The sequence below is a fragment of the Muricoccus pecuniae genome, assembly GCF_014199205.1.
Lineage (GTDB): Bacteria > Pseudomonadota > Alphaproteobacteria > Acetobacterales > Acetobacteraceae > Roseomonas > Roseomonas pecuniae.
The window spans coordinates 192,794-217,785 of record NZ_JACIJD010000006.1; the positions used below are offsets into that span (position 1 = coordinate 192,794).

A 24,992-nucleotide genomic window follows, 5' to 3' on the forward strand; every position below is an offset into this window, starting at 1 on the left:
GCGCCGTGCCGCCGGCCCCGCCCCTGCCCCGAGCCGCCCGAGAAGCCCCGCCCCGAATGGACCGTGCCTCCCCCACCCTATCCAGCCAGGACGCCGCCGGCCGCCCCGCGGCCGTGCCGAGGGATGGAATGCGCGACGAGATGGTGGACGGGCGCGGCCGTGTGCGCGCGCACTGGTCGGCGCTGCTCGGCTCCTTCCATGGCCTGCCGGAGGGCGGGCTGCTGCACCGCGCGCGGCTGCTCGACCGCGCCTTCGAGGAGGAGGGGTCGGCGGGCTTCCTCCCCTCCGCCTCCCGCGGCAAGGCCTCGCGGCGGCTCGATCCCGTGCCCCTCATCATGGATGGCGAGGAGTTCGACCGGCTGGCCGAGGGGCTGGCCCAGCGGGCCCGGCTGCTGGAAGCGGTGCTCGCCGACCTCTACGGCCCGCAGCGCCTCCTGGCCGAGGGGCTGGTCCCGCCGGAGCTGGTCTTTCCCAACCCTGCCTTTCTGCGCCCCTGCCGCCACGGCATCTCCGGCCGCTTCCTGCACGCCTATGCCGCCGACCTCCTGCGCGGGCCGGACGGCGCTTGGCGGGTCACGGGCGACAGCGTCGTGGCCATGGACGGCTTCTCGCAGGTCTATGCCAACCGCTCGCACATGGCGCGGGTGCTCCCGGAATGCGCGCGCGCGGTGCAGATGCGCCCGATCCGCCCCTTCCTCGACCTCTGGCGGGAACTGCTCCAGCGCGCCGCCGGCTCGGAGCTGAGCGGGGCGGCGACGGTGGCCCTGCTGACGCCGGGCGTCGGCCATCCCGACTGGGCGGAGCACGTCACCCTCGCGCGGGAACTCTCCTGCGCCCTGGCGGAGGTGGGGGACCTCTCCGCCCGCGGCGGCGCGCTCTACCTCAAGACGCTGCGGGGGCTGCAGCCCGTGCGCGTGCTGCTCTCGCGCCTACCCGGCGCCTCAATCGACCCGCTGGAGCTCGGGGGGCGCCCGTCCCAGGGCATCTCGGGTCTGCTGGACGCGATGAGGGCCGGCGCGGTGGTGCTGCACAACCATCCCGGCGCGGCCCTGGCCGAGGCGCCGGGCCTGCCTGCCTTCCTCCCCTCGCTCTCGCGGGCGCTGCTGGGGGAGGAGCCCGCCCTTCTCTCCGCCGAGACGCTCTGGCTCGGCGACCCCGCCTCCCTCGACCGCTTCCGCGCGGCGCCCGACGCCTTTCTCCCCCGCCCGGTCGCCCGGCCGGGCGCCGGCCCGGAGACCGACCCGCGCGGCTGGGCCAGGATCGAGGCCGACCCGCGCGGCTGGGCCAGGATCGAGGCCGACCCGCGCGGCTGGGCCGCGACGGCCCTGCCCCAGCCCTCCTCCGCGCCCAGCCTCGCCGGGGACGGGCTGGAGCCGCGTCCGGTCGTGCTGCGCCTCTACCTCCTGCATGACGGCGCGGGATGGCAGTGCCTGTCCGGCGGGCTCGCCAGGGTCGCGGATGAGAATGGGCGGCCGACCGACCTCTGCAAGGATGTCTGGGTCACCTCCGAGGACAGGGCGGAGATCCGCGGCCCGGGGCCGCTGCACATCCCCGCCCTCTCCATCCGGCGCACGGCGGGCGACCTGCCCTCCCGCGTCGCGGACAACCTCTTCTGGCTCGGCCGCTACGTCGAGCGACTGGACGATTCCGCGCGACTGATGCGCGCCACCCTCACCCGGCTGAACCGCGCCACGGTGCTGCCGCGCGACCTCGCCGAGGTCGCCTCCCTCTCGCGCTGCCTGCTGGATGCGAGGCTGATCCAGGCGGAGGACGTGCCGAGTTCGGGCAATGACAGCGCGCTGCGCCGCGCCCTGCTCGCCGCCGGCAAGGAGGGCGGGCGCGTCCACCGCCTGACGGGCGAGGTGGCGCGGCTGGTGGAGGCCACGCGGGACCGGCTGACCGGCGACATGCACGCCGCCTTCACCCTGCCGCTCCGCGACACGCGCGCGGCGCTGATGGAGGCGGACGGGCCCGCGGCGCTCGGCGCCGCCCTCGGCTGGCTGGTGCGCTACGCCTCCGGCGTGGCGGGGGTGGCGGCCGAGAACATGGTGCGCGGCGGCGCCCACACCTTCCTCGACCTCGGGCGGCGCCTCGAGCGGGGGACGAGCATCGCGGCCCTGCTCGGCAACGTGCTGAAGGAACCGCCGGCGCGGATCGAGAGCGCCCTCTCCCTCGCGCTGGAGCTGTGCGATTCCGTCATCACCTACCGCTCGCGCTACCTCAATGTCGTCCAGCCCGCCCCGGCGCTGGACCTCGTGATGGCCGACCCCGCCAACCCGCGCGGCCTCGTCTTCCAGTTCGCCGCCGCCGAGGAGCTGCTCGCGCGGGTCGAGGGCGGCGGCGATCCGAGCCTCTCGGCCTGGGCACGGCGCCTGCGGCTGGAGGTGGAGGCGATGGCGGCCGAGGTGGCGGGTTCGGCGGAGGGCGCGGCCGCCGCCGCCGCCCTCTCCCCCCGGCTCCTGGCCGTGGAGCACGCGGTCGGGGACCTGTCGGACGCGATCGGGCGCCGCTACTTCACCCTGCTCGCCGCGCCGCGGCTGCTGGGGGTGGACACGGTGGAGAGGGGCGCGGCGTGATCTACCGGGTTCGGCACGTCACCGACTACACCTATGAATCCGCCGTGGAGATGGCGACCCACCTCCTCCACCTCTCCCCGCGCCCGCTCGCCCGGCAGCGCGTGCTGGCGACGAGCCTGGTGAGCGATCCCGCCCCGACGCGCCGGGCGGAGGAGCAGGACCATTTCGGCAATCCGACGGCCTGGCTCTACCTGGAGGACCCGCACAAGCGTTTCGTCGTGACCGCGGACTCCCTGGTGGAGGTGACGGCCCCGCCCCCGCTGCCGCAGGAGACGCCTCCCTGGGAGGCGATCCGCGGTGCCGCCCTCACCCGGCCCGAGGTAGCGGAGTTCCTCTTCCCCAGCCCCTCCCTGCCCCCGGTCGAGGCGGCCCGCGCCTTCTTCGCCCCGCATTTCACCCCCGGCCGGCCGGCTGGGGAGGCCGTGGTGGAGATGATCGCGCACTTTCGGGAGGGCATGGCCTTCCGCGCCGGGGTCACCACCGTCTCGACCCCGGTGGAGGAGGTGCTGCGCCGGCGCGAGGGGGTGTGCCAGGATTTCGCGCATCTGATGATCACGGGGCTGCGGATGCTCGGCATCCCGGCCCGCTACGTCTCCGGCTACATCCGCACCCGCCCGCCGCCGGGGGGCGTGAAGCGGGCCGGTTCCGACCAGTCCCATGCCTGGGTCGCCGCCTGGCTCGGCGCCGAGGCGGGCTGGGTCGAGATGGACCCGACCAACAGCCTCTTCGTCACCGAGGAGCACGTGCTGCTCGGCTGGGGCCGGGACTTCGGGGATGTCTCCCCCCTGCTCGGCGTCATCCTGGGCGGGGGGCGGCACACGGTGCATGTGGGCGTGGACATGGACGAGGCTGCGGGCCACGAGGCCTGGGCGGAGGGCTCCGCCCCAGGACGTTGATCTGGGGTTGAGCTGGAGCTGAGCGGGGGCTGCGCGGCATTCCTCTTGCATCGTTCCGGCCGCGCGTCCTCGCGCCGGGCGCGCCGATCCCTCGATCCGGCGCCGGCCTGCCGGGGGAGGCGCCGTGCAGCCCGCTGCATGGAGCTTTCACCGGCGCGGCGATGCCCGCGCCGAGCGACCGACCGGAGACACGAGACGTGACCCTTCACCGCCGCACCCTGCTGGCCGCCGGCAGCGGCCTGGCCCTCGCCCTCCCCGCCCTCCGCACCGCCGCCGCCCAGGCGCCGCTGCGCTTCTGCCTGGACTGGGCCCTCCAGGGGAACCACGGCATGTTCGCCCTCGCGGACGACCGCGGCGTGTTCCGCGCCAACGGCATCGCGCTGCGGATGGATCGCGGCTTCGGCTCGGGCGACACGACGGTCAAGCTCGCCTCCGGCGCCTATGACATCGGCTACACCGACGTCTCCACCATGGTGAAGTTCAACGCCGAGAACCCGGACAAGCGCCTGGTCTCCATCTACCAGGTGCTCGACCGCACGGCGGCCTCGCTGATCACCTTGAAGCGCAGCGGCATCACCGATCCCAAGGGCGTGGCCGGCAAGCGGATCGGCGCGCCGGAGGGCGAGGGCAGCCGCATGCTCTTCCCCGCCTTCGCCCGCGTGGCCGGCATCGAGGCCTCCGGGGTGCGCTGGACGAGCATGGCCGCCAACCTGCGGGACACGATGCTCGCCCAGGGGCAGGTGGATGCGGTGACGGGCTTCCTCTTCACCACCTATTTCAACCTCGTCGGCCTCGGCATGAAGGAGGACGACATCGTCGCCTGGCCCTATGCCGAGAACGGGCTCGACATCTATGGCAGCGCCGTGGTCGCCCGCGCCGACTGGCTGGAGAAGAACCCGGAGGTCGCCGCTGCCTTCGTGAAGTCCTCGATCGCCGGGCTGAAGCTGCTGCTGGCCGAACCCGACGCCGCCATGGCCTCGCTCAAGAAGCGCGAGCCGCTCTTCGACGAGGCGCTGGAGAAGCGCCGCTGGGCCATGACGCGCGACCGCTCCATCCTCACCCCCAATGTGCGCGCCAACGGCACGGGGGCGATCGACACCGCGCGCGCCGAGACGCTCATCCGCGTGAACGCCGAGGCCTATGGCGTGACGAACCCGCCCAAGGTCGCCGACATGTTCACCGAGCGCTTCCTGCCGCCCGCGAGCGAGCGGAAGATCGGCTGACGGGGCAGGATCAGCGCGGCGCCAGCAGCGCCGCGTCGATCCGCGCCTTCAGCGGCAGGTGGTCGGAGGCCATGCGCGCCAGCGGCGTGTCATGCACCTCCACCCCCGGCACGAGGCCGGCCGGGTGCCCCATGATCCGGTCGAGCGAGAGGAAGGGGTGGAAGGCCGGGAAGGTCGGGGCGCGGGGCGGCACGCCGAAGACCGGCTCCAGCAGGCCGAGCGCCGAGGCCCCCGGCCGCCACTCGTTGAAGTCACCCATCAGCAGCGTCGGCAGGCGCCCGCCCGCCCCGCTCGCCATGGCGGCCAGCAGCGCCTCCGCCTGCCGCCGGCGGCGCGAGGCGCCAAGGCTGAGATGCGTGGCCAGGAGCCGGAACGGGCCCCAGCCCAGGTCCAGCTCCGCCAGGATTGCGCCGCGCGGCTCCATCCCCCCGATCCGCAGCCCCATGGGCGGGCGCAGGACCCGGGCATCCGGGCGCAGCAGCACGATGTTGCTGCGCCAGCCCTGCTCGCCCGGCCGGTGGGTGACTTGCAGAGGGCGCAGCCCGGCCTCCCGCTCCAGCCACTCCTCGTCCAGCATCTCCCGGGACGGGCGGAGATAGTGCTGCGCCTCCTGCAGGGCGATGAGGTCCGGCCCGATCTCAGCGATGACGCGGGCGATGCGCTCCGGCCGGAAGGCGCCGCGCGCGCCGCGCCCGCGATGGGCGTTGTAGGTCGCGACGAGCACCCGCTACCGGCCCTTGCGGCGCCAGGCCGCCCAGGCCCCGGCGAGGGTCGCGCCGAGGGTGGTGAGCAGCACGTCCGTCCAGGTGTCCGTCCATTCGCCGATCAGCGCCGTCCCCCACTCGAAGATCTCCCAGACGACGCCGAGGGCGAGGCCGAAACCGGCGCTGGATAGAACGAGCCGCGCCGCGCTCCGCCGGCGCCCGTCCACCATCAGCAGGCCGAGGAAGACCGCCCCGGCCAGCCCCCCGCTCAGGAGGTGGACGGCCTCGTCATAGGGGTTCTCGCCGTAGAACCAGTTCAGCCCGTAGCCCGGGCTGGAAATGATGGTGGCCAGGATCGGCGCCGCGTCCAGGTGGCGCGGCAGGGCGCGCAGGCGCCAGGGCAGCACCCCCATGCGCTCCCGCGGCGGCAGGATGAGGCCGAGGCAGCCGACGAGCGCGGTGAGCGTGCCCATCGAGGCATCGCGCTTGTCCAGGCTCCAGAACCAAGCGGCCATGGCGGCGAGGGCGATGATGCAGCCCAGGGCAAGGGGGGATTGGCAGCGTAGATCGTCCCTCGTCAGGGGGGGCAAGCGGCGTCCCTCTCTCATGCGGCGCGACAGGTGGTGACAACGCGCGGGAGCGACCCGGGATCGCGCCCGGGATCGCGCGGGGGAGAAAAGCCGTGATAGGCAGGCCGGCCAACAGCGATGGGGTTCCCCGATGAAGGTCGCCGTCTTCGGCGCCAAGCGCTACGACCGCGAGATGCTGACCGAGCTGAACGCAGCCCACGGCCACGCCCTCACCTTCTTCGAGGCACGGCTGGAGCCGGGGACGGTCGCGCTCGCGGCGGGCTTCCCGGCCGTCAGCATCTTCGTGAACGACCAGGTGGACGCCGCCGTGGCGGAGGCGCTGGCCGCCGGGGGCACGCGGCTGGTGGCGACGCGCTCCACCGGCTTCAACCAGATCGACCTGCACGCCGCCGCGCGCCACGGGCTCCGCGTCACCCGCGTGGCGGACTACTCCCCGCACTCCGTCGCGGAGTTCGCCACGGGCCTGCTGCTCTCCCTCAACCGCCGCATCCACAAGGCCCATGAGCGGACGCGCAGCGGCAATTTCGAGCTGGACGGGCTGATGGGCTTCGACCTGCACGGCCGCACGGTGGGGGTGATCGGCACGGGCAAGATCGGCCGCGTCTTCGCGCGCATCATGGCCGGCTTCGGCTGCACGCTGCTGGGCCACGATCCCCAGGAGCATCCGGAGTTCGAGGCGCTGGGCGGGCGCTACGTCTCCGTGGAGCATCTCGCGGCGGAGAGCGACGTGATCTCCCTCCACTGCCCGCTGACGGACGGGACGCGCCACATCGTGAATGCGGACTTCCTCGCCCGCACCCGCCCGGGGCTGCTGCTGGTGAACACCAGCCGCGGCGGGCTGCTGGACACGCGCGCCGCGATCGCCGCGCTGAAGTCGCGCCGCCTCGGCGGGCTGGCCATCGATGTCTACGAGCAGGAGGCGAGCCTGTTCTTCCAGGACCGCTCCAGCGACATCATCGACGACGACCTCATCCAGCGGCTGGTGTCCTTCCCCAACGTGCTGCTGACCGGCCACCAGGCCTTCTTCACGCGCGAGGCCTTCGGGACGATCTGCGCCACCACGCTGGAGAGCGTCACCGCCTTCGAGCGCGGGGAGGAGCTGGTGAACGAGGTCGTGGCGCCGGGCTGAGGCGCCCTCAGTCCGGCTGGATCCTCGCCTCGCGCACCACGCGGGTCCACTCGTCCAGCTCGCGGTTCACCCGCGCCTGGAGCTCGGCCGGCTGCATGAGGCGGATGACGGCGCCCTGCTCCTCCGCGCGGCGGCGGAAGTCGGGCGTGTCCACCACGGCGTTGCAGGCCTCGGTCAGCCGGCGCAGCACGGGCTCGGGCGTGCCCGCGGGGGCGAAGACGGCGAACCAGCCTGTCACTTCCAGATCGGGCAGACCGGATTCCGCCAGGGTCGGCACGTCGGGCAACGCGGGGTGGCGCGCGGCGGAGGTGATGGCGACCGCCTTGAGCCGTCCCTCGCGCACGAAGGGCATCAGGGGCGGCGGGGTGGTCATCATCATCTGCACGCGCCCGGCGACGAGGTCCTGCGTCGCGGGGCCGGTGCCGCGATAGGGGACATGGGTCATGTCGGTCCCCGTGCGGAGCTTTAGCAGCTCCGTGCCGAGGTGCTGGAGCGACCCCGTGCCGGAGGAGGCGTAGTTCAGCGTGCCCGGATTGGCCTTCGCCCAGGCTACCAGCTCCCCCACATTCGCGGCGGGGATGGAGGGGTGCAGGAAGATCACCTGCGGCGCGTCCAGCAGCAGCGAGACCGGGGCGAAGTCCCGCCGCACGTCGTAGCCGATATTCGGCACGATGGCGGGCGAGCCGACATGGTAGCCGGAATACTGCACGAGCAGCCGCGTCCCGTCCGGCCGCGCCCGCGCCACGTCCTGCGTGCCGAGCGCGCCATTGGCGCCCGCCTTGTTCTCCACCACCACGGACTGGCCGAGCTGGCGCGACAGCGGCTCGGCGAGCAGCCGCGCGGCGAAGTCCGTGGTGCCGGCCGGGGCGGTGGGGACGACGAGGGTGACCGTCCCCGCCTGCGCCCGCGCGGGGCCGGCCAGGACGGCGGCGGCGAGGCCCGCCAGGGCGCCGCGGCGTGCGATGGGCATGGGGGTTTCCTCGGTTGCTTGCGGGAAGGATGCCGCAAGCCCGGGCCACCCGGCAATCACGCGGCGGCGGGATCCCCCGGCGCCGTCTCCCAGGCGAGCCCGACCAGCACGACGATCCGCCGCCCGCCCGCCGCGGGGCGGGTGACGATCAGCCCCTGCTCCTCGATCCAGGCGAGCAGCCGCCGCGCGCGCCCGGCCGAGCGGCTGCCATAGGCGCGGGCGATGGCGGCGTCCGAAGGGCAGGGCAGGCCCTGGCGCGCGGCATGGGCCAGCAGGAGGAAGACCCCCTGCGTATCCTCGGGCAGGCCATCGGCGCGGGCGGCGGCCTCGGGCCAACCGGGATCGTTCGCGGCCTCGGGCGGAACCCCGGCGCGCGCCACCGCCAGCATCCGGCGGAAGGCCGGAAGCTCGGGCGGCCGGCCGCTGACGGCGTGGATGCGGAGCCGCACGAGAAGGTCCTGGTAGAGCACGCCGATCGGGCGGAAGGCCGCGTCCTCCTCGGCCAGCATTTCGTGCAGGATGGCGCGGGTGCGGGTCTCGCGCTCCGCCGCCTCCTCCGGGCTCGGCTCCGGCTCGGCAACGCGGATGGCGGGCCCGCGCGGGGTGGCGGAGGCCTGGGCGAGCTGGGCGAGGATGTCGGCCGGCGGCGCGGGCGGCGGGCGGCGGGCTGGGCGCGGCGCCACGGGGTCCGGCGCGGCGAGGATCAGTTCCCTCGCCTCCTCCGGCGCCGTCTGCGGCAGGGGCGTGAGGGAGGGGCCGCTGCCCCGGCTCTGCGTCTCGACGACCCCGATCCGCATCGCGAGCGGCCGGCGGGAGAGGGCGGGGCCGAGGCCGATGAAGTGCCCGCGCTGGAGGTCCCGGAACTGCTCGGCCTGGCGCCGCTCCATGCCCAGCAGGTCGGCGGCGCGGGCCATGTCGATGTCGAGGAAGGTGCGGCCCATGAGGAAGTTGCTCGCCTCCGCCGCCACGTTCTTCGCCAGCTTCGCCAGCCGCTGGGTGGCGATGATGCCGGCAAGGCCCCGCTTGCGGCCGCGACACATGAGGTCCGTCATGGCGGAGAGGGAGGCGCGGCGGGCATCGTCCGAGGTGTCGCCGCCCGCGGCGGGGGCGAAGAGCTGCGCCTCGTCCACCACAACCAGCATCGGGGTCCAGTGGTCCCGCTCGGCGTCGAAGAGCCCGCCGAGGAAGGCGGCGGTGTGGCGGAGCTGGCGGTCCACCTCCAGCCCCTCGAGGTTCAGCACGACGGAGACGCGGTGGCGGCGCACCCGGTCCCCGGCGGCGGCCATCGCCTCCTCGGGATGGGCGGCGGCGTCGATCACGAGGTGGCCGAAGCGGTCGGCGAGTGAGGTGAAGTCGCCCTCTGGGTCGATCACGGCCTGCTGCACCCAGGGGGCCGACTGCTCCATCAGCCGCCGCAGGAGGTGGGACTTGCCGCTGCCCGAATTGCCCTGGACGAGGAGGCGCGTGGCCAGCAGCTCCTCCAGATCCATCATCCCGGCCGCACCCGTGTTGGTGCGCCCCAGCTCGATCCCGATCGTCATGCCCCTCTCCGCCCGCCAGCCCCCGCGCGGGGTCGGCTCCTATAGCGGATCGGGAGGGTCTTTGCAGGCCGGGAGTCGCCCCCTCTCACTCACCGGCAAGCCGGGCGAGGCAGGCATACCAGTCCCGGCCCGACACGCCCGCATCCGGCACGACGAGGGCGGGGACGGAGACGCCCCGGCCGCTGGCGGTCACCGTCCCGCCGCCGAGCAGGTCGCGGACGCGCCCCTCTCCCGTCCCGTCCAGCGGGATGGCGGCGTAGGCGAGGCGGCGCGGATCGGTCCGGGCCGCGAGCTGCCACCCGCTTCCCTCCCCCTTGAAGGCGATCCGGACGGGGCTGCCGGCCGGAAGCCCTGTCCCCGGGGCAGAGAGGGAGAAGGCGAGCCGCGGCTCCGGGCCGGCGGTGATGGCCAGGGTGGCCTCGCGATGGGCCACGCGGGCGTTGCACCGATCCCCGTCGATGCTGAAGGACCAGCCGCCCGACACCTCCGGAGGCTTGGGCGGCGCGGGCACGGCCGCGCGCGGCGCCGGGCGGGCCGGCTGCGCGGGGGTGGGTGTCGTGGTGCTCTGGCATCCTGCCACGGCCAGGAGCAGGGGAAGGAGGTGGAGCGGTCGGGTCATGGGGAGGCCTCGGCCACGGTGAAATAGTACCAGCGACTGGGCGCGTATCGGCGCGCGCTGCGGGAGACGGCCAGGACGCGCCAGGCATAGAGTCCGGGCCGGGAGAGGCGGATCGTCTGGGTGCCCTGGGCCTCCGAATAGCCCGCGAAGACCTCTCGCGGCGGCGCCTCCCCACCCTCCAGTATCAGTACCTCGACGAAGGAATCCGCCCGCGCCGGCACTCCCCAGGAAAGGGTGACGCCCCGCTGCGCCGCATCGGCGCCGAGCACTGTCGCCTCCGGCGGGGAGGACGGCACAGCGGGTTCCGGCGCCGGGGCCGCCGGGGGTTCGGGAGGGGTGGCCCGGTCCCCCGGGGCGGCGCCGGGACCGGGAAGACCGACCTCGATCGTCCCGGGCCTCGGCAGCGCCCCGCCGAGCGGCGCCAGCCGCGGCACGGCCTCGCCGATCTGCCCCGCCCCCGCCTGCGCGACGCGGAGCGCCGCCTCGCGGTCCTCGCGGAAGAAGTAGTTCAGCTCGGGCCCGGCGGCGCTGCGGGACAGCGGGAAGGGCGTGCCCGCGGACAGGCCCGCCCTGTCCAGCTCGGACGAGAGGGCTGCGGCGCGCTGCGCGGCGCCCGGCGCGGCGCGGGGATAGGTGATGACCACGCGGACCATCGCGCCCGCGGGCGGGGCGCCGCGCGCCGCCGGCTCGACCGGATCGGCGGGACGCTCCAGGCCGGTCGGAAAGGCGGGCGCCGCGGTCGTCCCCGGATCCGGCACGAAGGGCGGTTCCGGCGCGGGCGCGGCAGCGACGGGGGCGGGCGGCTCCGGAACGGGTGCCGCGGCGCGGGGCGGCTCCGGGACCGGCGGCGGAGGTGCCGGCGCGGCGGGCTCGGCGGGGCGGGGCTCTTCCTCCCTGGCGAGCGGCGGCGCGGGCGCGGGCGCCTCCGGGGCGGTCGGGCGCTGCGCCAGGACGGCCGGCGCTTCCCGCGGGCGGGGCGCCTCGGCCTCGGGCCAGAGGAACCAGGCGCCGGCGATGACGAGAAGGGCGAGGGGAACCGAGGCGAGGAGAAGGCCCCGCCGGAGGTCGAAACCCGCCCCCTCGGACGGCGCGGGGGTCAGGAAGGGCGAGGTCTCGGCCTCGTCGATCACGGAGGAGGAATGGCCGGCAGCGCGGGGTTTGGAGGGCCGCCCGGTCCGGACCGCGGCGGCGCGGCGGACGTGCTCCGGCAGCACCTCCCGCGAGCCTGCCATATTGGCGACGAGGAAACTCGTCCCGATCAACCGGTTCAGCCGGGCCGGATCGCCCTTGGCCGCGCTGGCGAAGGCTTCGACCGCGCCCCCGCCGAGCCTGTCATCCTCCAGCCCCGCGCGGATGACCTGCGCCGCGACATAGGCGGGGATGTCGCGCTCCTGGATCGGGCCGAGCTCGACGAGCCGGTGCGGCAGGGCCCCCAGGCGCCGCGCCAGCGCGGGCGTGCCGGCCAGCACGGTGAAGCCCACCGCGCGCTCCGCCACCTGCCGCAGCTCCGCATCCCCGATGCGCTCGGCGTCGTCGACGAGGAGGATCTGCGAGAGCGGCGCGCCCTCCGCCCAGCCCGAGCCCTCCACCCGCCCGACGCGGAAGCTGGGGGAGCGGAGCGAGGCCTCGATCTCCCGCAGCAGCAGGGTCTTGCCCGAACCGGGACCGCCGACCAGCAGGACGAGGCGCTCCCCGGCGGCGAAGGCTTCCAGAATGCCGCGGCGCGCGGCCGACCAGGCAGAGTGCGGGATGGGGGCCGGCTCGCCCGCGCGCGCAGTGGTTGTGTTCGGCCCAGGCATCATCACGCCCTATGTGTGAACGAACGCCGCGCGCGTCACAACGGTCCCGTGCCGGCGCGGACGGGGCGGTGCGGGAGCTGGCGCTGCTATGCTCGCCCGCATGAACCGGATTCTCATCAGCGGCGCGCGCGTTCTCCTGCCCGACGCGACCGCCGCGCCGCATCGCGACATCCTGCTGGAAGGGGAGCGCGTGGCGGCGCTCCTGGAGCCCGGAACGGCCGTGGAGGACGCCGCGCGGCACGACGCCACCGGGCGACTCGTCATCCCCGGGCTGGTGAACGGCCACACCCACGGGCATGGCGGGCTCTCCAAGGGCATGGGCGACAAGTGGGACCTCGCGCTCCTGCTGACCCATGCCGCCTGGATCGGCGGGCATCGCGGGCTGGAGGACAAGCGCCTCGCCACGACGCTCACCGCCGTGGAGATGCTGCGCAAGGGCTGCACCGCGGGATACGACCTCGCCTTCGAGTTCCCCGGCCCGTCGCTGGACGGGCTGGCGGCGATGGCCGAAGCCTATGAGACGGTGGGGCTGCGGGCCGTGCTGGCGCCGATGGTCGCGGACCTCACCTTCTTCCAGGCGACGCCGGGCCTCATCCAGGCCCTGCCCGAGGAGTACCGTGCGCGCGCCGCGGGCCTTTCCATGGCGCGGGCGGACGACATCCTGACCACCATCCACGAGGCGGCGCGCTCCTGGCGCGGCGGGCGCGTGCGGCTGGGCTGCGCGCCGACCATCCCCCTGCACTGCTCGGACAGCTTCCTCGAGGGGTGCCGCGACCTCTCCGCCGAGCACGGGCTGCCGATGCAGACCCATGTGGCCGAGGCCCGCTACCAGGCAGGCGGCGGGGAGGTCCGCTACGGCTCCACCCTGCTGGCCCATATGGACCGGCTCGGGCTGGTGAACGAGCGCTTCAGCGTGGCGCATGGCGTGTGGCTGACGGAGGCCGACCTCGCCCTGCTCGCCGCGCGCGGGGCGGGGCTGTCCCACAATCCCGGCTCGAACATGCGGCTGGCCTCCGGCATCGCACCTGCGCGGGCGGCGATCCGGGCGGGGGTGACGGTCGGGCTGGGCACGGACGGCTCCGGTTCCTCGGACAACCAGAACATGTTCGAGGCCATGCGGCTGGCAGCCTTCGCCTCCCGCCTCTGGGACGGGGCGACGGAAGAGGACTGGCTCGGCACGGCCGAGACGGTGCGGCTGGCCACCGAGGGCTCGGCGCGGCTGCTCGGGCTGGAGGCCGGCAGCATCGCGCCCGGGCGGCTGGCCGATCTCGTCTTCCTCGACCTCGCCCATGTGAACTGGGCGCCGTTCAACGACGCCGCCAACCAGCTCGTCTTCACCGAGGACGGCTCGGCGGTGCGGGAGGTGATGGTCGGCGGCGAGTGGAAGCTGCGCGACGGGCGCGTGCTCGGCCTGGACGAGGCCGCCCTGGCGAGGCGGGCGCAGGAGGCCGCGGACCGGCTGGCCGGGCTGAACGCGGGGATGCGGGAGTGGAGCATGGCGGTCGCGCCGCACGTCTCCTGCCACTGCCGCGCCCTGGCCGGGCGCTTCACTGGCGCCCGGCGCCTGATCGCGGGTTAGGGCGGGGGCGCTAAGCCCCCTCCCCCGCGCTCAGCGCGCCACTTCCTCCGCCGAGATCCCGAAGGCGGCGACTCCCTCGGAGAGATAGTCGCCGAACAGCTCCATCCCCGTGAGATAGTCCGCGGCGGTGCCGTCCTCGTTGCGCTCCTTGGCGAGGCGGAGCACCTCGTCCCATTCGGAGGCGTCGTAGTCGCCGCGCCCGATCCAGGTGAGCGCGATGAGCGAGGCCTGCTCGTCCTCGTTCAGCTCGTTGATCAGCCCCTTCAGCGTGTCGACCATCGCGTCGGGGTCGCTGTCGTCGGCGTTCTCCTCGTCCTGTGCGTCCTCGTTGGTCGCTTCCTCCTCCAACTCGCCACTGCCGCGCGCGGCATCGATGATGCCCACGATGGTGGCGAGGCTGACGCCGAGATCAACCTCGTCGTCGGGATCGGGCCGGTCGCTCATGTCTTGCCCCTCTGTCCTTCACTGGCCGCCCGGAAGACGGGCGGCGGGATGCCTATTCCTCTTCCCGCTCGATCATTCGGCGGCCGCGGATCGGCGAGATGTCCACCGGCCCGCCCAGCGCCTGCCCCAGCTCGGAGCGGTCGCCGGCCTGGAACTCGCCGGGCGAGACGGGCTCGGCCGCGGTGCCCGCGGCAGGGTCCTCCCCGCGCTCCGGCCCCTTGCGGCCATGGGCCTGGCGCCGCGCCATCGGATTGTCCTGGATCGGGTTCACGCCCATCGCGGTGGCGTCCTTGTCCCGGCGGCCCTCGTCGTCGCTCATAGCGGCGCCTCCCCTGTCACGGGTTGGGAACGCGCCCCCGGCCGAAGGGGTTGCCGCCGAGCTTGCCATGGCCGGGCGCGGGACGCAGGCTCGCCCTCCGAACGGGTGGAAAGGGAGGAAAAATGGCGGATCGCTACGCCGTGGTGACCGGGGCGGGCCAGGGAATCGGGCGCGCCGCGGCGCAGGCCCTGCTGGCGGATGGCTGGACGGTGGCGGTGCTCGGCCGGCGCCTCGCCCCGCTTGAGGAAACGATCGCCGGGCAGGAGCGCGGCCTCGCCCTCACCGCCGATGTCGGCGCGCGCGACGAGGTCGAGGCCGCCTTCGCCGAGGTGAAGAGCCGCTTCGGCCGGCTGGACCTGCTGTTCAACAATGCCGGCCGCGGTGCCCCGGCGGTGGATTTCGACGAGCTGCCCTTCGAGGACTGGAACGGCGTGGTCGCCGCCAACCTGACCGGCAGCTTCCTCTGCGCCCAGGCCGCCTACCGCATCATGAAGCACCAGTCCCCCAGGGGCGGGCGCATCATCAACAACGGCTCGATCAGCGCCCATGCCCCGCGCCCGGGGGCGGCGGCCTACACGGCCACGAAGCACGCCATCACGGGGCTGACGAAGCAGATTGTGCTGGACGGCCGCAAGCACGACATCACCGCGAGCCAGATCGACATCGGCAACGCCGCCACGCCGATGACCGAACGGATGACCAAGGGCGTGATGCAGCCCGACGGCTCGATGATGGTCGAGCCGCGCATGGACGTGGCCCTCGTCGGCCGTACGGTAGCGCACATGGCGTCCATGCCGCTCGAGGCGAACATCCCCTTCCTGACCATCATGGCCACGAAGATGCCCTGGCTCGGCCGAGGCTGAGTCCCAGGGCTGAGGGAGGCCGCGCGCCCGCGCGTCAGCGCGCGCGGGCGATGCAGAACTCGACGATGCCGGCGAGCGCGCGGCGCTCCGGCCCGTCGGGGAAGATGCGAAGCGCGTCCAGCGCGCGGTTGCCGTAGAGGCGCGCGCGCTCGATCGTCGCTTCCAGGGTGCCGCGGGACTGCATGAGGGCGATGGCCTTCTCCAGGTCGCCCTCAGCCTGCTCCCGCTCCTCCAGCACGCGGCGCCAGAAGACCTTCTCCTCCTCACCGGCCGAGTTGAAGGCGAGCAGCACCGGCAGGGTGATCTTCCCTTCACGGAAGTCGTCGCCCACCGTCTTGCCGAGCGCGGCCTGGCTCGCGGAGTAGTCGAGCGCGTCGTCCACGAGCTGGAAGGCGACGCCGAGCGAGCGGCCGTATTCCCGCAGCGCCTCGGCCTCGGCCTGGGGCCGGTCGGCCACCACGGCGCCGACCTCGGTGGCGGCGGCGAAGAGGGCGGCGGTCTTGCCCTCGATCACCTGGAGGTACTGGTCCTCGGTCGTCGCCGTGTCGTTCTGGGTGACGAGTTGGAGCACCTCGCCCTCCGCGATGGTGGCGGAGGCGGTAGCGAGGATGTCCAGCACGCGCAGGGAGCCGTCGGCGACCATGATCTGGAAGGCGCGGGCGAAGAGGAAGTCGCCCACCAGCACGCTCGGCTTGTTGCCGAACACGGCATTGGCGCTCGGGGCGCCGCGGCGGAGCGCGCTCTCATCCACCACGTCGTCATGCAGCAGGGTCGCGGTGTGGATGAACTCCACGCAAGCCGCGAGCGCGACGTGGCGCCCGCCCCGGTGGCCGCAGAGCCGGGCGGCGGCCAGCGTCAGGAGGGGGCGGATCCGTTTCCCCCCGGCCGCGACGAGATGGGCCGCGAGCTGGGGGATGAGCGCGACCGGGCTCTGCATCCGCTCGACGATCAGGCGGTTGCAGGCCTCGAGGTCGTCGCGGACCAGCGCAGTGAGGGTTTCCAGCGCTTGTTCGGGATCTTGCGCCCCGGCGATGGGCGCCGTGGAGACGGGCGCGGTGGTGGCGCTCACGCGGGCATTGACCTGTCCATGGAGGCCGGCACCATACCGATGGGGTGAGCGGGCAGCAACGGGCGGCCGCCCAGAGGAGGCCCGGAGGAGGGTTGATGATCCGCGTCCTGCTGTCCGAGGGCGACCCCGTGCGCCTCGGTTTCCTCCAGGCCCTGCTGCGGGACGGCGGGTTCCGGCCGCTCCTGCTGGACTCCCATGTCTCGGCCGTGGAAGGCCGGATCGGCGCCTTCCCCCAGCGGCTCGCCGTGCCCGAGGAGCAGGCCGCAGCCGCCGAGGCCCTGTTGCGCGAGGCCGGGGAGTGGGAGGCGCGCTGAGGGCCGGCCCCATTCATACCCTCCTCGGCGGCCTCGTCCGGCTGCGCCAGCCGGAAGAGGGGCTGCGGGCGGGGCTGGACGCCGTGATGCTCGCCGCCTCCGTCGCGGCGCGGCCGGGGCAGGTGGTGCTCGATGCCGGCAGCGGGCCGGGCGGGGTCTTCCTCTGCGTGCTCGCGCGCTGCCCCGGCGTGCGGGCCGTGGCCGTGGAGCGCGACCCCGGCCTCGCGGAGCTCGCGCGGGAGAATGCGGAGCTGAACGGCTGGGGCGAGCGGGTGGAGGTGATCGAGGGCGACGTGGCGGATCCCGCGCTCCGCGCCCGCCTGCCGCGCTGCGACCACGCGGTCAGCAACCCGCCCTACTGGCCCGGGGGCTCGGCCCCGCCGCACGCCCTTCGGGCCGGGGCCACGCACGGCGAGGAGAGCGGGCTGCCCCCCTGGGCAGGTCTGCTCGCGGCCTCGCTGGCTCGGGGAGGCCGGGCGACGATGGTGCTTCCCGCGACCAGGCTGGACGCGGGCATGGCCGCGCTTCGCGGCGCCGGGTTGGGCAATATCGAGATCATGCCCCTCTGGCCCCGCGCGGGACGCCCGGCCCGACGCGTGCTGATCAGGGCAAGGCGTGCCCCCCGGGCGCCCACCGCCCTGCTCCCCGGCCTGGTGCTGCACGGGGAGGAGGGCTGGACCACGGAGGCGGAACTCGTCCTCCGCGGCGCCGCGCTGGATTGGGAGCCGGCAGGTTGAGCCGGAGCCTCAGCCCTCGCTCTCGGGGTGGCGCAGGAGCCAGAGCCGCTCATGGGCGGCCACGAGGCTCTCCATGTTCTTGCGGCGGTTGGTGTCGGGCGAAGCAGTCCGCCGGGAAATGATCATCTCGAGGATACGCAGCATCTCCTCGGCCACCTCATAGTCGCCCTGATCGCAGGCGTGATGAAACGCGATCAGGATCTTGTCCGTCAGCCGACGGGTGTGTCGGGGCGCCGCGGGACCGCGGCTCCCTGGTCTTGACCCCTCCGGCTCGTCCGCAGCCATGCCGCTCGTAACCTCCGACCCCATCAGATCGGCTCTCCACCGGATCACCGACTCCCTCCGAGAGGGATATGGCCACCACCATAGCGGCCGGATTTGTTATCGTGAACGGGCACTTGCGTTCCAAAAGGATCGCGCCCGACAAAAAATGCTCGGTCGGCCGGAACAGGGCGGCCGGTCGGGCCGCCCCGCCGCGTCAGTGCCGCGCGGCCTCGCCCAGCAGAATCTCGCCCTGGGGCTGGGGCGAGCCGTTGAAAGCTTGGTCCGCGAAGGCCTCTTCCCAGGTGCCGCCGGTGGAGGCGCGGGAGTACTCGGTGGCACGGTTCTCGAAGAAGTTCGTGTGCTCCACCGCGTTCAGCATCTCGTCGAGCCAGGGCAGCGGGTTCTTTTCAATGTGATAGAGAGGATCGAGCCCGAGCTGTTGCAGGCGGCGGTCGGCGATGAAGCGGATATAGGTCTTGGTTTCCTCCGCATTCAGCCCCTGGACCGGGCCCATGCCGAAGGCGAGGTCGATGAACGCGTCCTCGTGGTCCACGATGGTCGCGCAGATGAGGTAGAGGTCGCGGCGCAACTCCTCCGTCCAGATCTCCGGGTTCTCCTGCACGAAGGTGCGGAAGAGGCGGATGACGGAGAGACAGTGCAGCGTCTCGTCGCGGACCGACCAGGAGACGATCTGGCCCATCCCCTTCATCTTGTTGTGCCGCGGGAAGTTCATGAGGATGGCGAAGGAGGCGAAGAGCTGCAGCCCCTCGGTGAAGGCGCCGAAGGCGGCGAGCGTCTTCGCGATCTCGGTCTTCGACTCGACCGAGAAATTCTGCATGTAGTCGTACTTGTCCTTCATCTCCTTGTACTTGAGGAAGGCGCTGTACTCGAGCTCCGGCATGCCGATCGTGTCGAGCAGGTGGCTGTAGGCCGCGATGTGGATCGTCTCGATGTTCGAGAAGGCGGACAGCATCATCAGCACTTCGGTCGGTTTGAAGACCTGACTGTAGTGCTTCATGTAGCAGTTGTTCACCTCGACATCCGCCTGGGTGAAGAAGCGGAAGATCTGGGTGAGCAGGTTGCGCTCGCCGGGCGTGAGGTTCTTCTGCCAGTCCTTCACGTCGTCGGCCATCGGGATCTCTTCCGGCAGCCAGTGCAGTCGCTGCTGCGTCAGCCAGGCGTCATAGGCCCAGGGATAGCGGAAGGGCTTGTAGACGGGGTTCGCGGTCAGCAGGTCGAACTGCACGGGCAGCTCGTCCGGGGAAATGGCGCCGTCGGGCATGGGTTTTTCCTGGAAGATTGGTCAGGATCTCGGGCGTCCCGGCGGGCTTCGGCCCGCCGGTGGATGCGATAGATTGCGGCCGCCGCCTCGGGCGGTCGAATCCTGCCTGTTCACATCACTGGCAGGCGAGGCATTCCTCGTAATTCGTGCTCTCGGCCGGCGCCGCGACCAGCGGCAGGGGGGCCGCGACGTCGTTCACGGCGTAGCCGAGCTTCGGCTGCACCGCTACCTTCTCGCTGATGGTGTCGGCCCGCTGGATGGAGAGGGAGCGGCAGTAGTAGAGCGACTTCACCCCCTTCTTCCAGGCCTGGAAGTGGATCTGGTGAAGGTCCCGCTTGTGGATGTTGGCGGGCAGGAAGACGTTCAGCGACTGGCTCTGGCAGATATAGGGCGTGCGGTCGGCCGCGTGCTCGATCACCCAGCGCTGGTCCAGCTCGAAGGCCGTCTTGAACACGTCCTTCTCCTGCTGGGTCAGGAAGTCCAGGTGCTGAACCGAGCCCTTCGTCACGGTGACGGAGGTCCAGGTGTCGTCATCGTCGCGGCCGTGCTTCGCCAGGACCTTCTGGAGGTAGGGGTTCCGCACGATGAAGGAGCCGGACAGCGTCTTGTGGTTGTAGACGTTGGCCGCGATCGGCTCGATCCCCGGGCTCGCGCCGCCGCAGATGATGCTGATGCTGGCCGTCGGCGCAATCGCGATCTTGTTCGAGAAGCGCTCCATGATCCCGTACTCGGCCGCGTCCGGGCAGGGCCCGCGCTCGGCGGCGAGCTCGCGGCTGGCGACATCGGCCTGGGCGCGGATGTGCTTGAACATCTTCATGTTCCACACCTTCGCGATCACGCTCTCGAAGGGCACGTTCTGCGACTGCAGGAAGGAGTGGAAGCCCATCACGCCCAGCCCGACGGAGCGCTCGCGCATCGCGCTGTACTTCGCCTTCGCCATGGTGTCCGGCGCGGTGTCGATGAAGGACTGCAGCACGTTGTCGAGGAAGCGCATCACGTCCGGGATGAAGCGCGGCTCGTCCTTCCACTCGAACCAGGTCTCGAGGTTCAGCGAGGAGAGGCAGCACACCGCCGTGCGGTCGCGGCCGTGATGGTCGCGCCCCGTCGGCAGGGTGATCTCGGAGCAGAGGTTGGAGGTCTTCACCTCGAGCCCCGCGAGCTTGTGGTGCTCGGGGCGCTGCCGGTTCACGTGGTCGGAATAGATGATGTAGGGCTCGCCCGTCTCGATCCGCGCGGTGAGGATGCGGATCCAGAGGGAGCGCGCGGAGACCTTGCGGATCAGCGCCCCGTCCTTCGGGCTGGTGAAGGCCCATTCCTCGTCGGCCTCGACCGCGCGCATGAAGGCGTCGGAGATGAGGATGCCGTGGTGGAGGTTGAGCGCCTTGCGGTTCGGGTCGCCACCGGTGGGGCGGCGGATCTCGATGAACTCCTCCACCTCCGGATGCGAGATGGGGAGGTAGACGGCCGCCGAGCCGCGGCGGAGGGAGCCCTGGGAGATGGCGAGGGTAAGGCTGTCCATCACGCGGATGAAGGGCACGACGCCGGAGGTCTTGCCGTTCATCCCGACCTTCTCGCCGATCGAGCGGAGGTTGCCCCAGTAGGAGCCGATCCCGCCGCCCTTGGAGGCCAGGGCCACGTTCTCGTTCCACAGCCCGACGATGGCGTCGAGCGTGTCGTCCGCCTCGTTCAGGAAGCAGGAGATCGGCAGGCCGCGCTTCGTGCCGCCGTTGGACAGCACGGGGGTGGCCGGCATGAACCAGAGCCGCGAGATGTAGTCGTAAATCCGCTGCGCGTGCTCGCGGTCGTCGCCATAGGCGCTGGCGACCCGCGCGAAGAGGTCCTGATACGACTCCCCGGGCAGCAGGTAGCGGTCGCTCAGCGTGTCCTTGCCGAAGGCGGTGAGCAGCGAATCGCGCGAGCGATCGACCTGAACCTGGCCGTGTCCCTCAAGTTGAACGGCGTCAAACATCGTCCCGTAACCCCTAATTCCCCCGGCCGCGGAGGATGCCTCGGAAGGGTGAGCCGCACAAGATATCGCGCGGCGGTCGGTCAACGGACGCTAGATGTAGGTGGTTGCCGTGCTCTTTTCGCAACGCGGGAGGATGCAGCGCAGCGACTCGTCTCTTTTCAACGAGTCGCGCCGTGAGGTTCAGAATGGGGCAAAATGGGAACACTTTCGTGAGGCGAAACCCTCCCCGATATCCCCGCAATCCACCGCGACGGGAGGGTTTCCCGGGGCTCAGCGCATGGGCGGCGCGTACATCAGCCCGCCCTGGTTCCAGAGGCGGTTGAGGCCGCGCGGCATGCCGGTCGGGGTGATGTTGCGCTCCCACATCTCGCCGAAGTTGCCCACCGCGCGGATAGCACGTGCGGCCCAATCGTTATCCACGCCGAGCTGGCGGCCCAGCTCGCCGCTCTTCCCGAGGAGGCGTTGCACGTCCGGATTCGGGCTCCCCTCGAAACTGCCGATATTCGCGGCGGTGACGGCCAGCTCCTCCGCCGTCAGCAGCGCGTAGCCGGTCCAGCGCACGAGGTCGAAGAACTTCCAGTCCCCTTTCCGCACCACCGGGCCGAGCGGTTCCTTGGAGAAGACCTCGGGCAGCAGCACGTAATCCGCCCCGGCATCCCCCTGCCCCATCCGGAAAGCCGCGAGGGTGGAGGTGTCCGAGGCATAGGCGTCGCAGCGGCCGGCGGCGAAGGCCGCGCGCAGCTCCTCCAGGTTCTCGATCAGCAGCGGGTTGAGGCGCATGCTGTTGCGGCGGAAGTAGTCGGCGACGTTCAGCTCGGTGGTGGACCCCGGCTGCAGGCAGACCGAGGCGCCGTCGAGCTTCGTCGCGCTGTCCACGCCCAGGCCGCGGCGCACCATGAAAGCGTTGCCGTCGTAGTAGTTCACGCCGGTGAAGGCGAGGCCGAGCTGCGCCTCGCGGCCGAGCGTCCAGGTCGTCGCGCGGGAGAGCATGTCCACCTCGCCGCTCTGCAGCGCGGTGAAGCGGCTCTGCGCCGTAGTCGGCACGAAGCGCACCTTCGTCCCGTCCCCGAGGAGCGCCGCGGCGACGGAACGGCAGGTGTCCGCGTCCAGCCCGCGCCACTCGCCGCGGCTGTCGGGCACGGCGAAGCCGGCCGTGTTCGGGGTGACGCCGCAGAGAAGATGGCCGCGCGCCCTGATCGCGCCCATCGTGTCGGCGGCGGGCTGGGCTGCGGCCGGCAGGGCCGTGAGGGCGGCCAGCGCCGCCGTGAAGATCAGCTTCATCATCGTCGGATCGTCCGGAAGAGGAGGTGCCGGATCTCCCGGCACCTCGGGAACGGGAAGGGGATCAGCGCAGCGGCGGCGCGTATTGCAGCCCGCCCTTGGTCCAGAGCGCGTTGATGCCGCGCGGGATCCCGAGGGGGGTGAGGTTCCTGTCCCAGACCTCGCCGAAATTCCCGACCTGGCGCACGATCTGGGCCGCCCAGTCATTGCTCATGCCCATGCCCTGCCCGATGTCGCCGACGCGGCCGAGGAAGCGCTGCACGTCCGGGTTCGTGCTGTTCGCGAAGCTGTCGATATTGGTGCTGGTGATGCCCAGCTCCTCCGCCGTGACCATGGCGAAATGCGCCCAGCGGGCCATGTCGAAGAAGCGCCAGTCGCCCTTGCGGACGGCGACCCCGAGCGGCTCCTTCGAGATCAGCTCGGGCAGCAGCAGGAAGCGGCTCGCGTTGGCCCCCTGGCTCGCGCGGTAGGTGGCGAGCGCCGAGGCATCGGTCGAGTAGCTGTCGCAGCGGCCGGAGAGGAAGGCGGCGCGCAGCTCCTCGACATTGTCCATGATGACGGGGGTGAAGCGCATGTTATGCGTGCGGAAGTAGTCCGCGACGTTCAGCTCGTTCGTGGTGCCCGGCAGGAGGCAGATGGTCGCGCCGTCGAGCTGGCGGGTGGAGGTCACGCCGGAATCGGTCTTCACCAGGAAGCCCTGCCCGTCGAAGACGTTGATGCTCGCGAAGGCGAGGCCGAGGGAGCCCTCGCGCGACATGCTCCAGGTCGTGACGCGGGCCAGGACGTCGATCTCGCCGGATTGCAGCATGGTGAAGCGCTGCGCCGTGCTGGCCGGAACGAAGCGGACCTTGCGGGTATCGCCCAGCACCGCCACCGCGATGGCGCGGCAGGAATCCACGTCGATGCCGCGCCACTCGCCCCGGCTGTCCGGCGTGCCGAAGCCGGCGGAATTGGGCGTGACGCCGCAGACGAGCGATCCGCGGGCCCGGATCGCCGCCACCGTGTCGTTCGCGGGCTGGGCCAGGGCTGGCAGCGAGAGAAGCGCCGCCACCCCGGCGGCCAGGATTGTCCTGAGCATGACTGTTTCCTCCGAGGCAGCCGCCGGTTCCCGGCGGGGGTGGGCCATCCTGGCCCGTTCCGGCCCCGTTTCCCAGGGGGCCGGCCTCACAAGCCATGCCTCAGCGGCTGGGGATCACTCCCACTCGATCGTGCCGGGCGGCTTGCTCGTCACGTCAAAGGCCACGCGGTTGATGCCCCGCACCTCGTTCACGACGCGGTTCGCAACGCGGGAGAGGAAGGCGATGTCGAAGGGGTAAACATCGGCCGTCATGCCGTCCGTGCTCGTCACGGCGCGCAGCGCGCAGGCCTGGTCGTAGGTGCGGCCGTCGCCCATCACGCCCACGGTGCGCACGGGAAGCAGCACGACGAAGGCCTGCCAGATGGCGTCGTAGAGACCGGCGTTGCGGATCTCCTCCAGGAAGATCGCGTCGGCCTTCTGCAGGATGGCCACCTTCTCCCGCGTCACCTCGCCGGGGATGCGGATGGCGAGGCCGGGACCGGGGAAGGGGTGGCGTCCCACGATGGCCTCGGGCACGCCCAGCTCGCGGCCGAGGGCGCGAACCTCGTCCTTGAACAGCTCGCGCAGCGGCTCGACGAGCTGCATTCGCATGCCCTCGGGCAGGCCGCCGACATTGTGGTGGGACTTGATGGTCACCGAAGGGCCGCCGGTCGCCGAGACGCTCTCGATCACGTCGGGATAGAGCGTGCCCTGGGCCAGGAAGTCGGCGCCGCCGATCTTTTCCTGCTCCTCCTCGAAGACCTCGATGAACAGCCGCCCGATGGTCTTGCGCTTCACCTCGGGGTCCGTCACCCCGGCCAGGGCGCCGAGGAAGAGGTCGCTCGCGTCGCGATGGATCAGCTTGATGTTGAAGCGGTCGCGGAAGGTGGAGACCACCTGCTCCGTCTCGCCGCCCCGCATCAGCCCGTGGTCGACGTAGATGCAGGTGAGCTGGTCGCCGATCGCCTCGTGCAGCAGCACGGCGGCCACGGAGGAATCGACGCCGCCCGAGAGGCCGCAGACGACCTTGCCCTTGCCCACCTTGGCGCGGATGCGCTCGATCTCCTCCTGGCGGAAGGCGCCCATGGTCCAGTCGCCCGTGGCGCCGCAGATCCGGCGGACGAAGTTCTTCAGCAGGGCGTGGCCGTGGGGGGTGTGGACCACCTCCGGGTGGAACTGCACGCCGTAGAAGCGGCGGGTGTCGTCGGCGATGGCAGCGAAGGGTGCCCCCTCGGAGGTGGCGACCGCGCGGAAGCCGGGGGGCAGCGCCGTGACGCGGTCCCCATGGCTCATCCAGACCTGCTCGCGCGCGCCCTTCTCCCAGACGCCGTGGAAGAGCGCGCAGTCATCGGCCACCTGCACATGGGCGCGGCCGAACTCGCGGTGGTCGCTCCCCTCCACCTGCCCGCCGAGCTGGGCGCACATGGTCTGCTGGCCATAGCAGATGCCGAGCACGGGGAGCCCCATCTCGAAGACGGCCTGGGGCGCGCGGGGGCTGGCGCCCTCGGTCACGCTGGCCGGACCGCCGGAGAGGACGATGCCCATGGGGCCGAAGGCGCGGATCCGGGCCTCGTCCGCGGTGAAGGGCCAGATCTCGCAGTAGACGCCCTCCTCGCGCAGCCGGCGCGCGATGAGCTGCGTCACCTGGCTGCCGAAGTCGAGGATGAGCAGGCGCTGGTGGCGCTCGCTGCTCTCGGTGATGTCCTGGAGGTTCCCCTGCGCGGGCGTCGGGGAGACGGGAGTCGTATCGGCCATGGCGGCCATCAA

At 72.3% G+C, this 24,992-nt stretch carries 23 protein-coding genes; 8 read left to right on the forward strand and 15 right to left on the reverse strand.

The features are described 5' to 3' along the window. Window positions 1–56 precede the first annotated feature (56 nt). The 3 genes from FHS87_RS08610 to FHS87_RS08620 all read left to right on the forward strand — a co-directional run bounded on the left by FHS87_RS08610 (window position 57) and on the right by FHS87_RS08620 (window position 4,695). Window positions 57–2,576: a circularly permuted type 2 ATP-grasp protein gene (locus FHS87_RS08610; protein ID WP_184516366.1), complete on the forward strand. Its 2,520-nt coding sequence runs from the start codon at window positions 57–59 to the stop codon at window positions 2,574–2,576. After that, the gene (locus tag FHS87_RS08615) at window positions 2,573–3,472 is read left to right on the forward strand and encodes a transglutaminase family protein (RefSeq protein WP_184516369.1); all 900 of its coding nucleotides are present in this window, start codon (window positions 2,573–2,575) and stop codon (window positions 3,470–3,472) included. Before FHS87_RS08610 ends, FHS87_RS08615 begins: the two co-directional genes overlap by 4 nt. Before the next feature lie 197 nt (window positions 3,473–3,669). Next, a complete protein-coding gene (locus tag FHS87_RS08620) occupies window positions 3,670–4,695 on the forward strand; it encodes an ABC transporter substrate-binding protein (RefSeq protein ID WP_312861929.1) in 1,026 nt (341 codons plus the stop codon). 10 nt (window positions 4,696–4,705) lie between these two features. Here FHS87_RS08620 and FHS87_RS08625 read toward each other — a convergent pair whose 3' ends face one another. Together FHS87_RS08625 and FHS87_RS08630 are read right to left on the reverse strand one after the other, a co-directional pair. Further along, on the reverse strand, window positions 4,706–5,419 hold the full coding sequence (locus FHS87_RS08625; RefSeq protein WP_184516375.1) for an endonuclease/exonuclease/phosphatase family protein: 714 nt from the start codon (window positions 5,417–5,419) through the stop codon (window positions 4,706–4,708). Between the two features lie 3 nt (window positions 5,420–5,422). Next, complete coding sequence (locus tag FHS87_RS08630; protein WP_184516378.1) at window positions 5,423–5,989, reverse strand: hypothetical protein; 567 nt, start codon at window positions 5,987–5,989, stop codon at window positions 5,423–5,425. A gap of 130 nt (window positions 5,990–6,119) precedes the next feature. Between FHS87_RS08630 and FHS87_RS08635 the strand changes: the two genes are divergently transcribed. Continuing rightward, window positions 6,120–7,118: a 2-hydroxyacid dehydrogenase gene (locus tag FHS87_RS08635; RefSeq protein WP_184516381.1), complete on the forward strand. Its 999-nt coding sequence runs from the start codon at window positions 6,120–6,122 to the stop codon at window positions 7,116–7,118. Between the two features lie 7 nt (window positions 7,119–7,125). Here the strand turns inward: FHS87_RS08635 and FHS87_RS08640 are convergent, their stop codons facing one another. The 4 genes from FHS87_RS08640 to FHS87_RS08655 form a co-directional block, all read right to left on the reverse strand. Next, window positions 7,126–8,088: a Bug family tripartite tricarboxylate transporter substrate binding protein gene (locus tag FHS87_RS08640; protein WP_184516384.1), complete on the reverse strand. Its 963-nt coding sequence runs from the start codon at window positions 8,086–8,088 to the stop codon at window positions 7,126–7,128. 56 nt (window positions 8,089–8,144) lie between these two features. After that, complete coding sequence (locus FHS87_RS08645; RefSeq protein ID WP_184516387.1) at window positions 8,145–9,629, reverse strand: ATP-binding protein; 1,485 nt, start codon at window positions 9,627–9,629, stop codon at window positions 8,145–8,147. An 85-nt stretch (window positions 9,630–9,714) separates the two neighbouring features. Beyond that, entirely contained in the window at window positions 9,715–10,248 is a 534-nt protein-coding gene (locus FHS87_RS08650; protein WP_184516390.1) for a hypothetical protein, read from the reverse strand. Beyond that, the gene (locus FHS87_RS08655) at window positions 10,245–12,047 is read right to left on the reverse strand and encodes an ATP-binding protein (RefSeq protein WP_184516393.1); all 1,803 of its coding nucleotides are present in this window, start codon (window positions 12,045–12,047) and stop codon (window positions 10,245–10,247) included. Before FHS87_RS08655 ends, FHS87_RS08650 begins: the two co-directional genes overlap by 4 nt. 100 nt (window positions 12,048–12,147) lie before the next feature. On the opposite strand from FHS87_RS08655, the gene FHS87_RS08660 reads away from it, so the two are divergent. Then, entirely contained in the window at window positions 12,148–13,626 is a 1,479-nt protein-coding gene (locus tag FHS87_RS08660) for an amidohydrolase family protein (RefSeq protein WP_246418239.1), read from the forward strand. Window positions 13,627–13,656: 30 nt separating this feature from the next. Here the strand turns inward: FHS87_RS08660 and FHS87_RS08665 are convergent, their stop codons facing one another. Both FHS87_RS08665 and FHS87_RS08670 read right to left on the reverse strand, forming a co-directional pair. After that, a complete protein-coding gene (locus FHS87_RS08665) occupies window positions 13,657–14,070 on the reverse strand; it encodes a DUF3775 domain-containing protein (RefSeq protein WP_184516412.1) in 414 nt (137 codons plus the stop codon). Window positions 14,071–14,122: 52 nt separating this feature from the next. Continuing rightward, on the reverse strand, window positions 14,123–14,389 hold the full coding sequence (locus FHS87_RS08670) for a hypothetical protein (protein WP_246418241.1): 267 nt from the start codon (window positions 14,387–14,389) through the stop codon (window positions 14,123–14,125). A 122-nt stretch (window positions 14,390–14,511) separates the two neighbouring features. Between FHS87_RS08670 and FHS87_RS08675 the strand changes: the two genes are divergently transcribed. After that, complete coding sequence (locus tag FHS87_RS08675) at window positions 14,512–15,252, forward strand: SDR family oxidoreductase (RefSeq protein WP_184516414.1); 741 nt, start codon at window positions 14,512–14,514, stop codon at window positions 15,250–15,252. A 34-nt stretch (window positions 15,253–15,286) separates the two neighbouring features. On the opposite strand, the gene FHS87_RS08680 is transcribed toward FHS87_RS08675, so the two are convergent. After that, window positions 15,287–16,321, reverse strand: a complete 1,035-nt coding sequence (locus FHS87_RS08680) for a polyprenyl synthetase family protein (protein WP_376766426.1) — start codon at window positions 16,319–16,321, stop codon at window positions 15,287–15,289. A 95-nt stretch (window positions 16,322–16,416) separates the two neighbouring features. Here FHS87_RS08680 and FHS87_RS08685 point away from each other — a divergent pair, with 95 nt between their 5' ends. Then, window positions 16,417–16,635, forward strand: a complete 219-nt coding sequence (locus tag FHS87_RS08685) for a putative signal transducing protein (protein ID WP_221299686.1) — start codon at window positions 16,417–16,419, stop codon at window positions 16,633–16,635. Beyond that, window positions 16,620–17,372: a tRNA1(Val) (adenine(37)-N6)-methyltransferase gene (locus tag FHS87_RS08690; RefSeq protein WP_312861930.1), complete on the forward strand. Its 753-nt coding sequence runs from the start codon at window positions 16,620–16,622 to the stop codon at window positions 17,370–17,372. The genes FHS87_RS08685 and FHS87_RS08690 overlap by 16 nt, the downstream gene beginning before the upstream one ends. A 9-nt stretch (window positions 17,373–17,381) precedes the next feature. Here FHS87_RS08690 and FHS87_RS08695 read toward each other — a convergent pair whose 3' ends face one another. The 6 genes from FHS87_RS08695 to guaA form a co-directional block, all read right to left on the reverse strand. Then, entirely contained in the window at window positions 17,382–17,657 is a 276-nt protein-coding gene (locus FHS87_RS08695; protein ID WP_184516417.1) for a hypothetical protein, read from the reverse strand. Window positions 17,658–17,850: 193 nt separating this feature from the next. Then, window positions 17,851–18,918, reverse strand: a complete 1,068-nt coding sequence (locus tag FHS87_RS08700; protein ID WP_184516422.1) for a ribonucleotide-diphosphate reductase subunit beta — start codon at window positions 18,916–18,918, stop codon at window positions 17,851–17,853. Window positions 18,919–19,033: 115 nt separating this feature from the next. Continuing rightward, the gene (locus FHS87_RS08705) at window positions 19,034–20,887 is read right to left on the reverse strand and encodes a ribonucleoside-diphosphate reductase subunit alpha (protein ID WP_184516425.1); all 1,854 of its coding nucleotides are present in this window, start codon (window positions 20,885–20,887) and stop codon (window positions 19,034–19,036) included. A 270-nt stretch (window positions 20,888–21,157) separates the two neighbouring features. Further along, window positions 21,158–22,171, reverse strand: a complete 1,014-nt coding sequence (locus FHS87_RS08710) for an amino acid ABC transporter substrate-binding protein (protein WP_184516428.1) — start codon at window positions 22,169–22,171, stop codon at window positions 21,158–21,160. 61 nt (window positions 22,172–22,232) lie between these two features. Continuing rightward, a complete protein-coding gene (locus FHS87_RS08715) occupies window positions 22,233–23,246 on the reverse strand; it encodes an amino acid ABC transporter substrate-binding protein (protein WP_184516430.1) in 1,014 nt (337 codons plus the stop codon). A 114-nt stretch (window positions 23,247–23,360) separates the two neighbouring features. Next, window positions 23,361–24,980: a glutamine-hydrolyzing GMP synthase gene (gene guaA / locus FHS87_RS08720; RefSeq protein WP_184516433.1), complete on the reverse strand. Its 1,620-nt coding sequence runs from the start codon at window positions 24,978–24,980 to the stop codon at window positions 23,361–23,363. Window positions 24,981–24,992 lie beyond the last annotated feature (12 nt).

What these genes read in the sequence shown, in the direction of transcription:
- FHS87_RS08610 (WP_184516366.1), top strand. Translation starts at nt 57, where the DNA reads ATGGACCGTGCCTCCCCCACCCTATCCAGCCAGGACGCCGCCGGCCGC.
- FHS87_RS08635 (WP_184516381.1), top strand. Translation starts at nt 6,120, where the DNA reads ATGAAGGTCGCCGTCTTCGGCGCCAAGCGCTACGACCGCGAGATGCTG.
- FHS87_RS08640 (WP_184516384.1), bottom strand. Translation starts at nt 8,088, where the DNA reads ATGCCCATCGCACGCCGCGGCGCCCTGGCGGGCCTCGCCGCCGCCGTC.
- FHS87_RS08645 (WP_184516387.1), bottom strand. Translation starts at nt 9,629, where the DNA reads ATGACGATCGGGATCGAGCTGGGGCGCACCAACACGGGTGCGGCCGGG.
- FHS87_RS08650 (WP_184516390.1), bottom strand. Translation starts at nt 10,248, where the DNA reads ATGACCCGACCGCTCCACCTCCTTCCCCTGCTCCTGGCCGTGGCAGGA.
- FHS87_RS08655 (WP_184516393.1), bottom strand. Translation starts at nt 12,047, where the DNA reads ATGCCTGGGCCGAACACAACCACTGCGCGCGCGGGCGAGCCGGCCCCC.
- FHS87_RS08660 (WP_246418239.1), top strand. Translation starts at nt 12,148, where the DNA reads ATGAACCGGATTCTCATCAGCGGCGCGCGCGTTCTCCTGCCCGACGCG.
- FHS87_RS08665 (WP_184516412.1), bottom strand. Translation starts at nt 14,070, where the DNA reads ATGAGCGACCGGCCCGATCCCGACGACGAGGTTGATCTCGGCGTCAGC.
- FHS87_RS08670 (WP_246418241.1), bottom strand. Translation starts at nt 14,389, where the DNA reads ATGAGCGACGACGAGGGCCGCCGGGACAAGGACGCCACCGCGATGGGC.
- FHS87_RS08675 (WP_184516414.1), top strand. Translation starts at nt 14,512, where the DNA reads ATGGCGGATCGCTACGCCGTGGTGACCGGGGCGGGCCAGGGAATCGGG.
- FHS87_RS08685 (WP_221299686.1), top strand. Translation starts at nt 16,417, where the DNA reads ATGATCCGCGTCCTGCTGTCCGAGGGCGACCCCGTGCGCCTCGGTTTC.
- FHS87_RS08695 (WP_184516417.1), bottom strand. Translation starts at nt 17,657, where the DNA reads ATGGCTGCGGACGAGCCGGAGGGGTCAAGACCAGGGAGCCGCGGTCCC.
- FHS87_RS08700 (WP_184516422.1), bottom strand. Translation starts at nt 18,918, where the DNA reads ATGCCCGACGGCGCCATTTCCCCGGACGAGCTGCCCGTGCAGTTCGAC.
- FHS87_RS08705 (WP_184516425.1), bottom strand. Translation starts at nt 20,887, where the DNA reads ATGTTTGACGCCGTTCAACTTGAGGGACACGGCCAGGTTCAGGTCGAT.
- FHS87_RS08710 (WP_184516428.1), bottom strand. Translation starts at nt 22,171, where the DNA reads ATGATGAAGCTGATCTTCACGGCGGCGCTGGCCGCCCTCACGGCCCTG.
- FHS87_RS08715 (WP_184516430.1), bottom strand. Translation starts at nt 23,246, where the DNA reads ATGCTCAGGACAATCCTGGCCGCCGGGGTGGCGGCGCTTCTCTCGCTG.
- guaA (WP_184516433.1), bottom strand. Translation starts at nt 24,980, where the DNA reads ATGGCCGATACGACTCCCGTCTCCCCGACGCCCGCGCAGGGGAACCTC.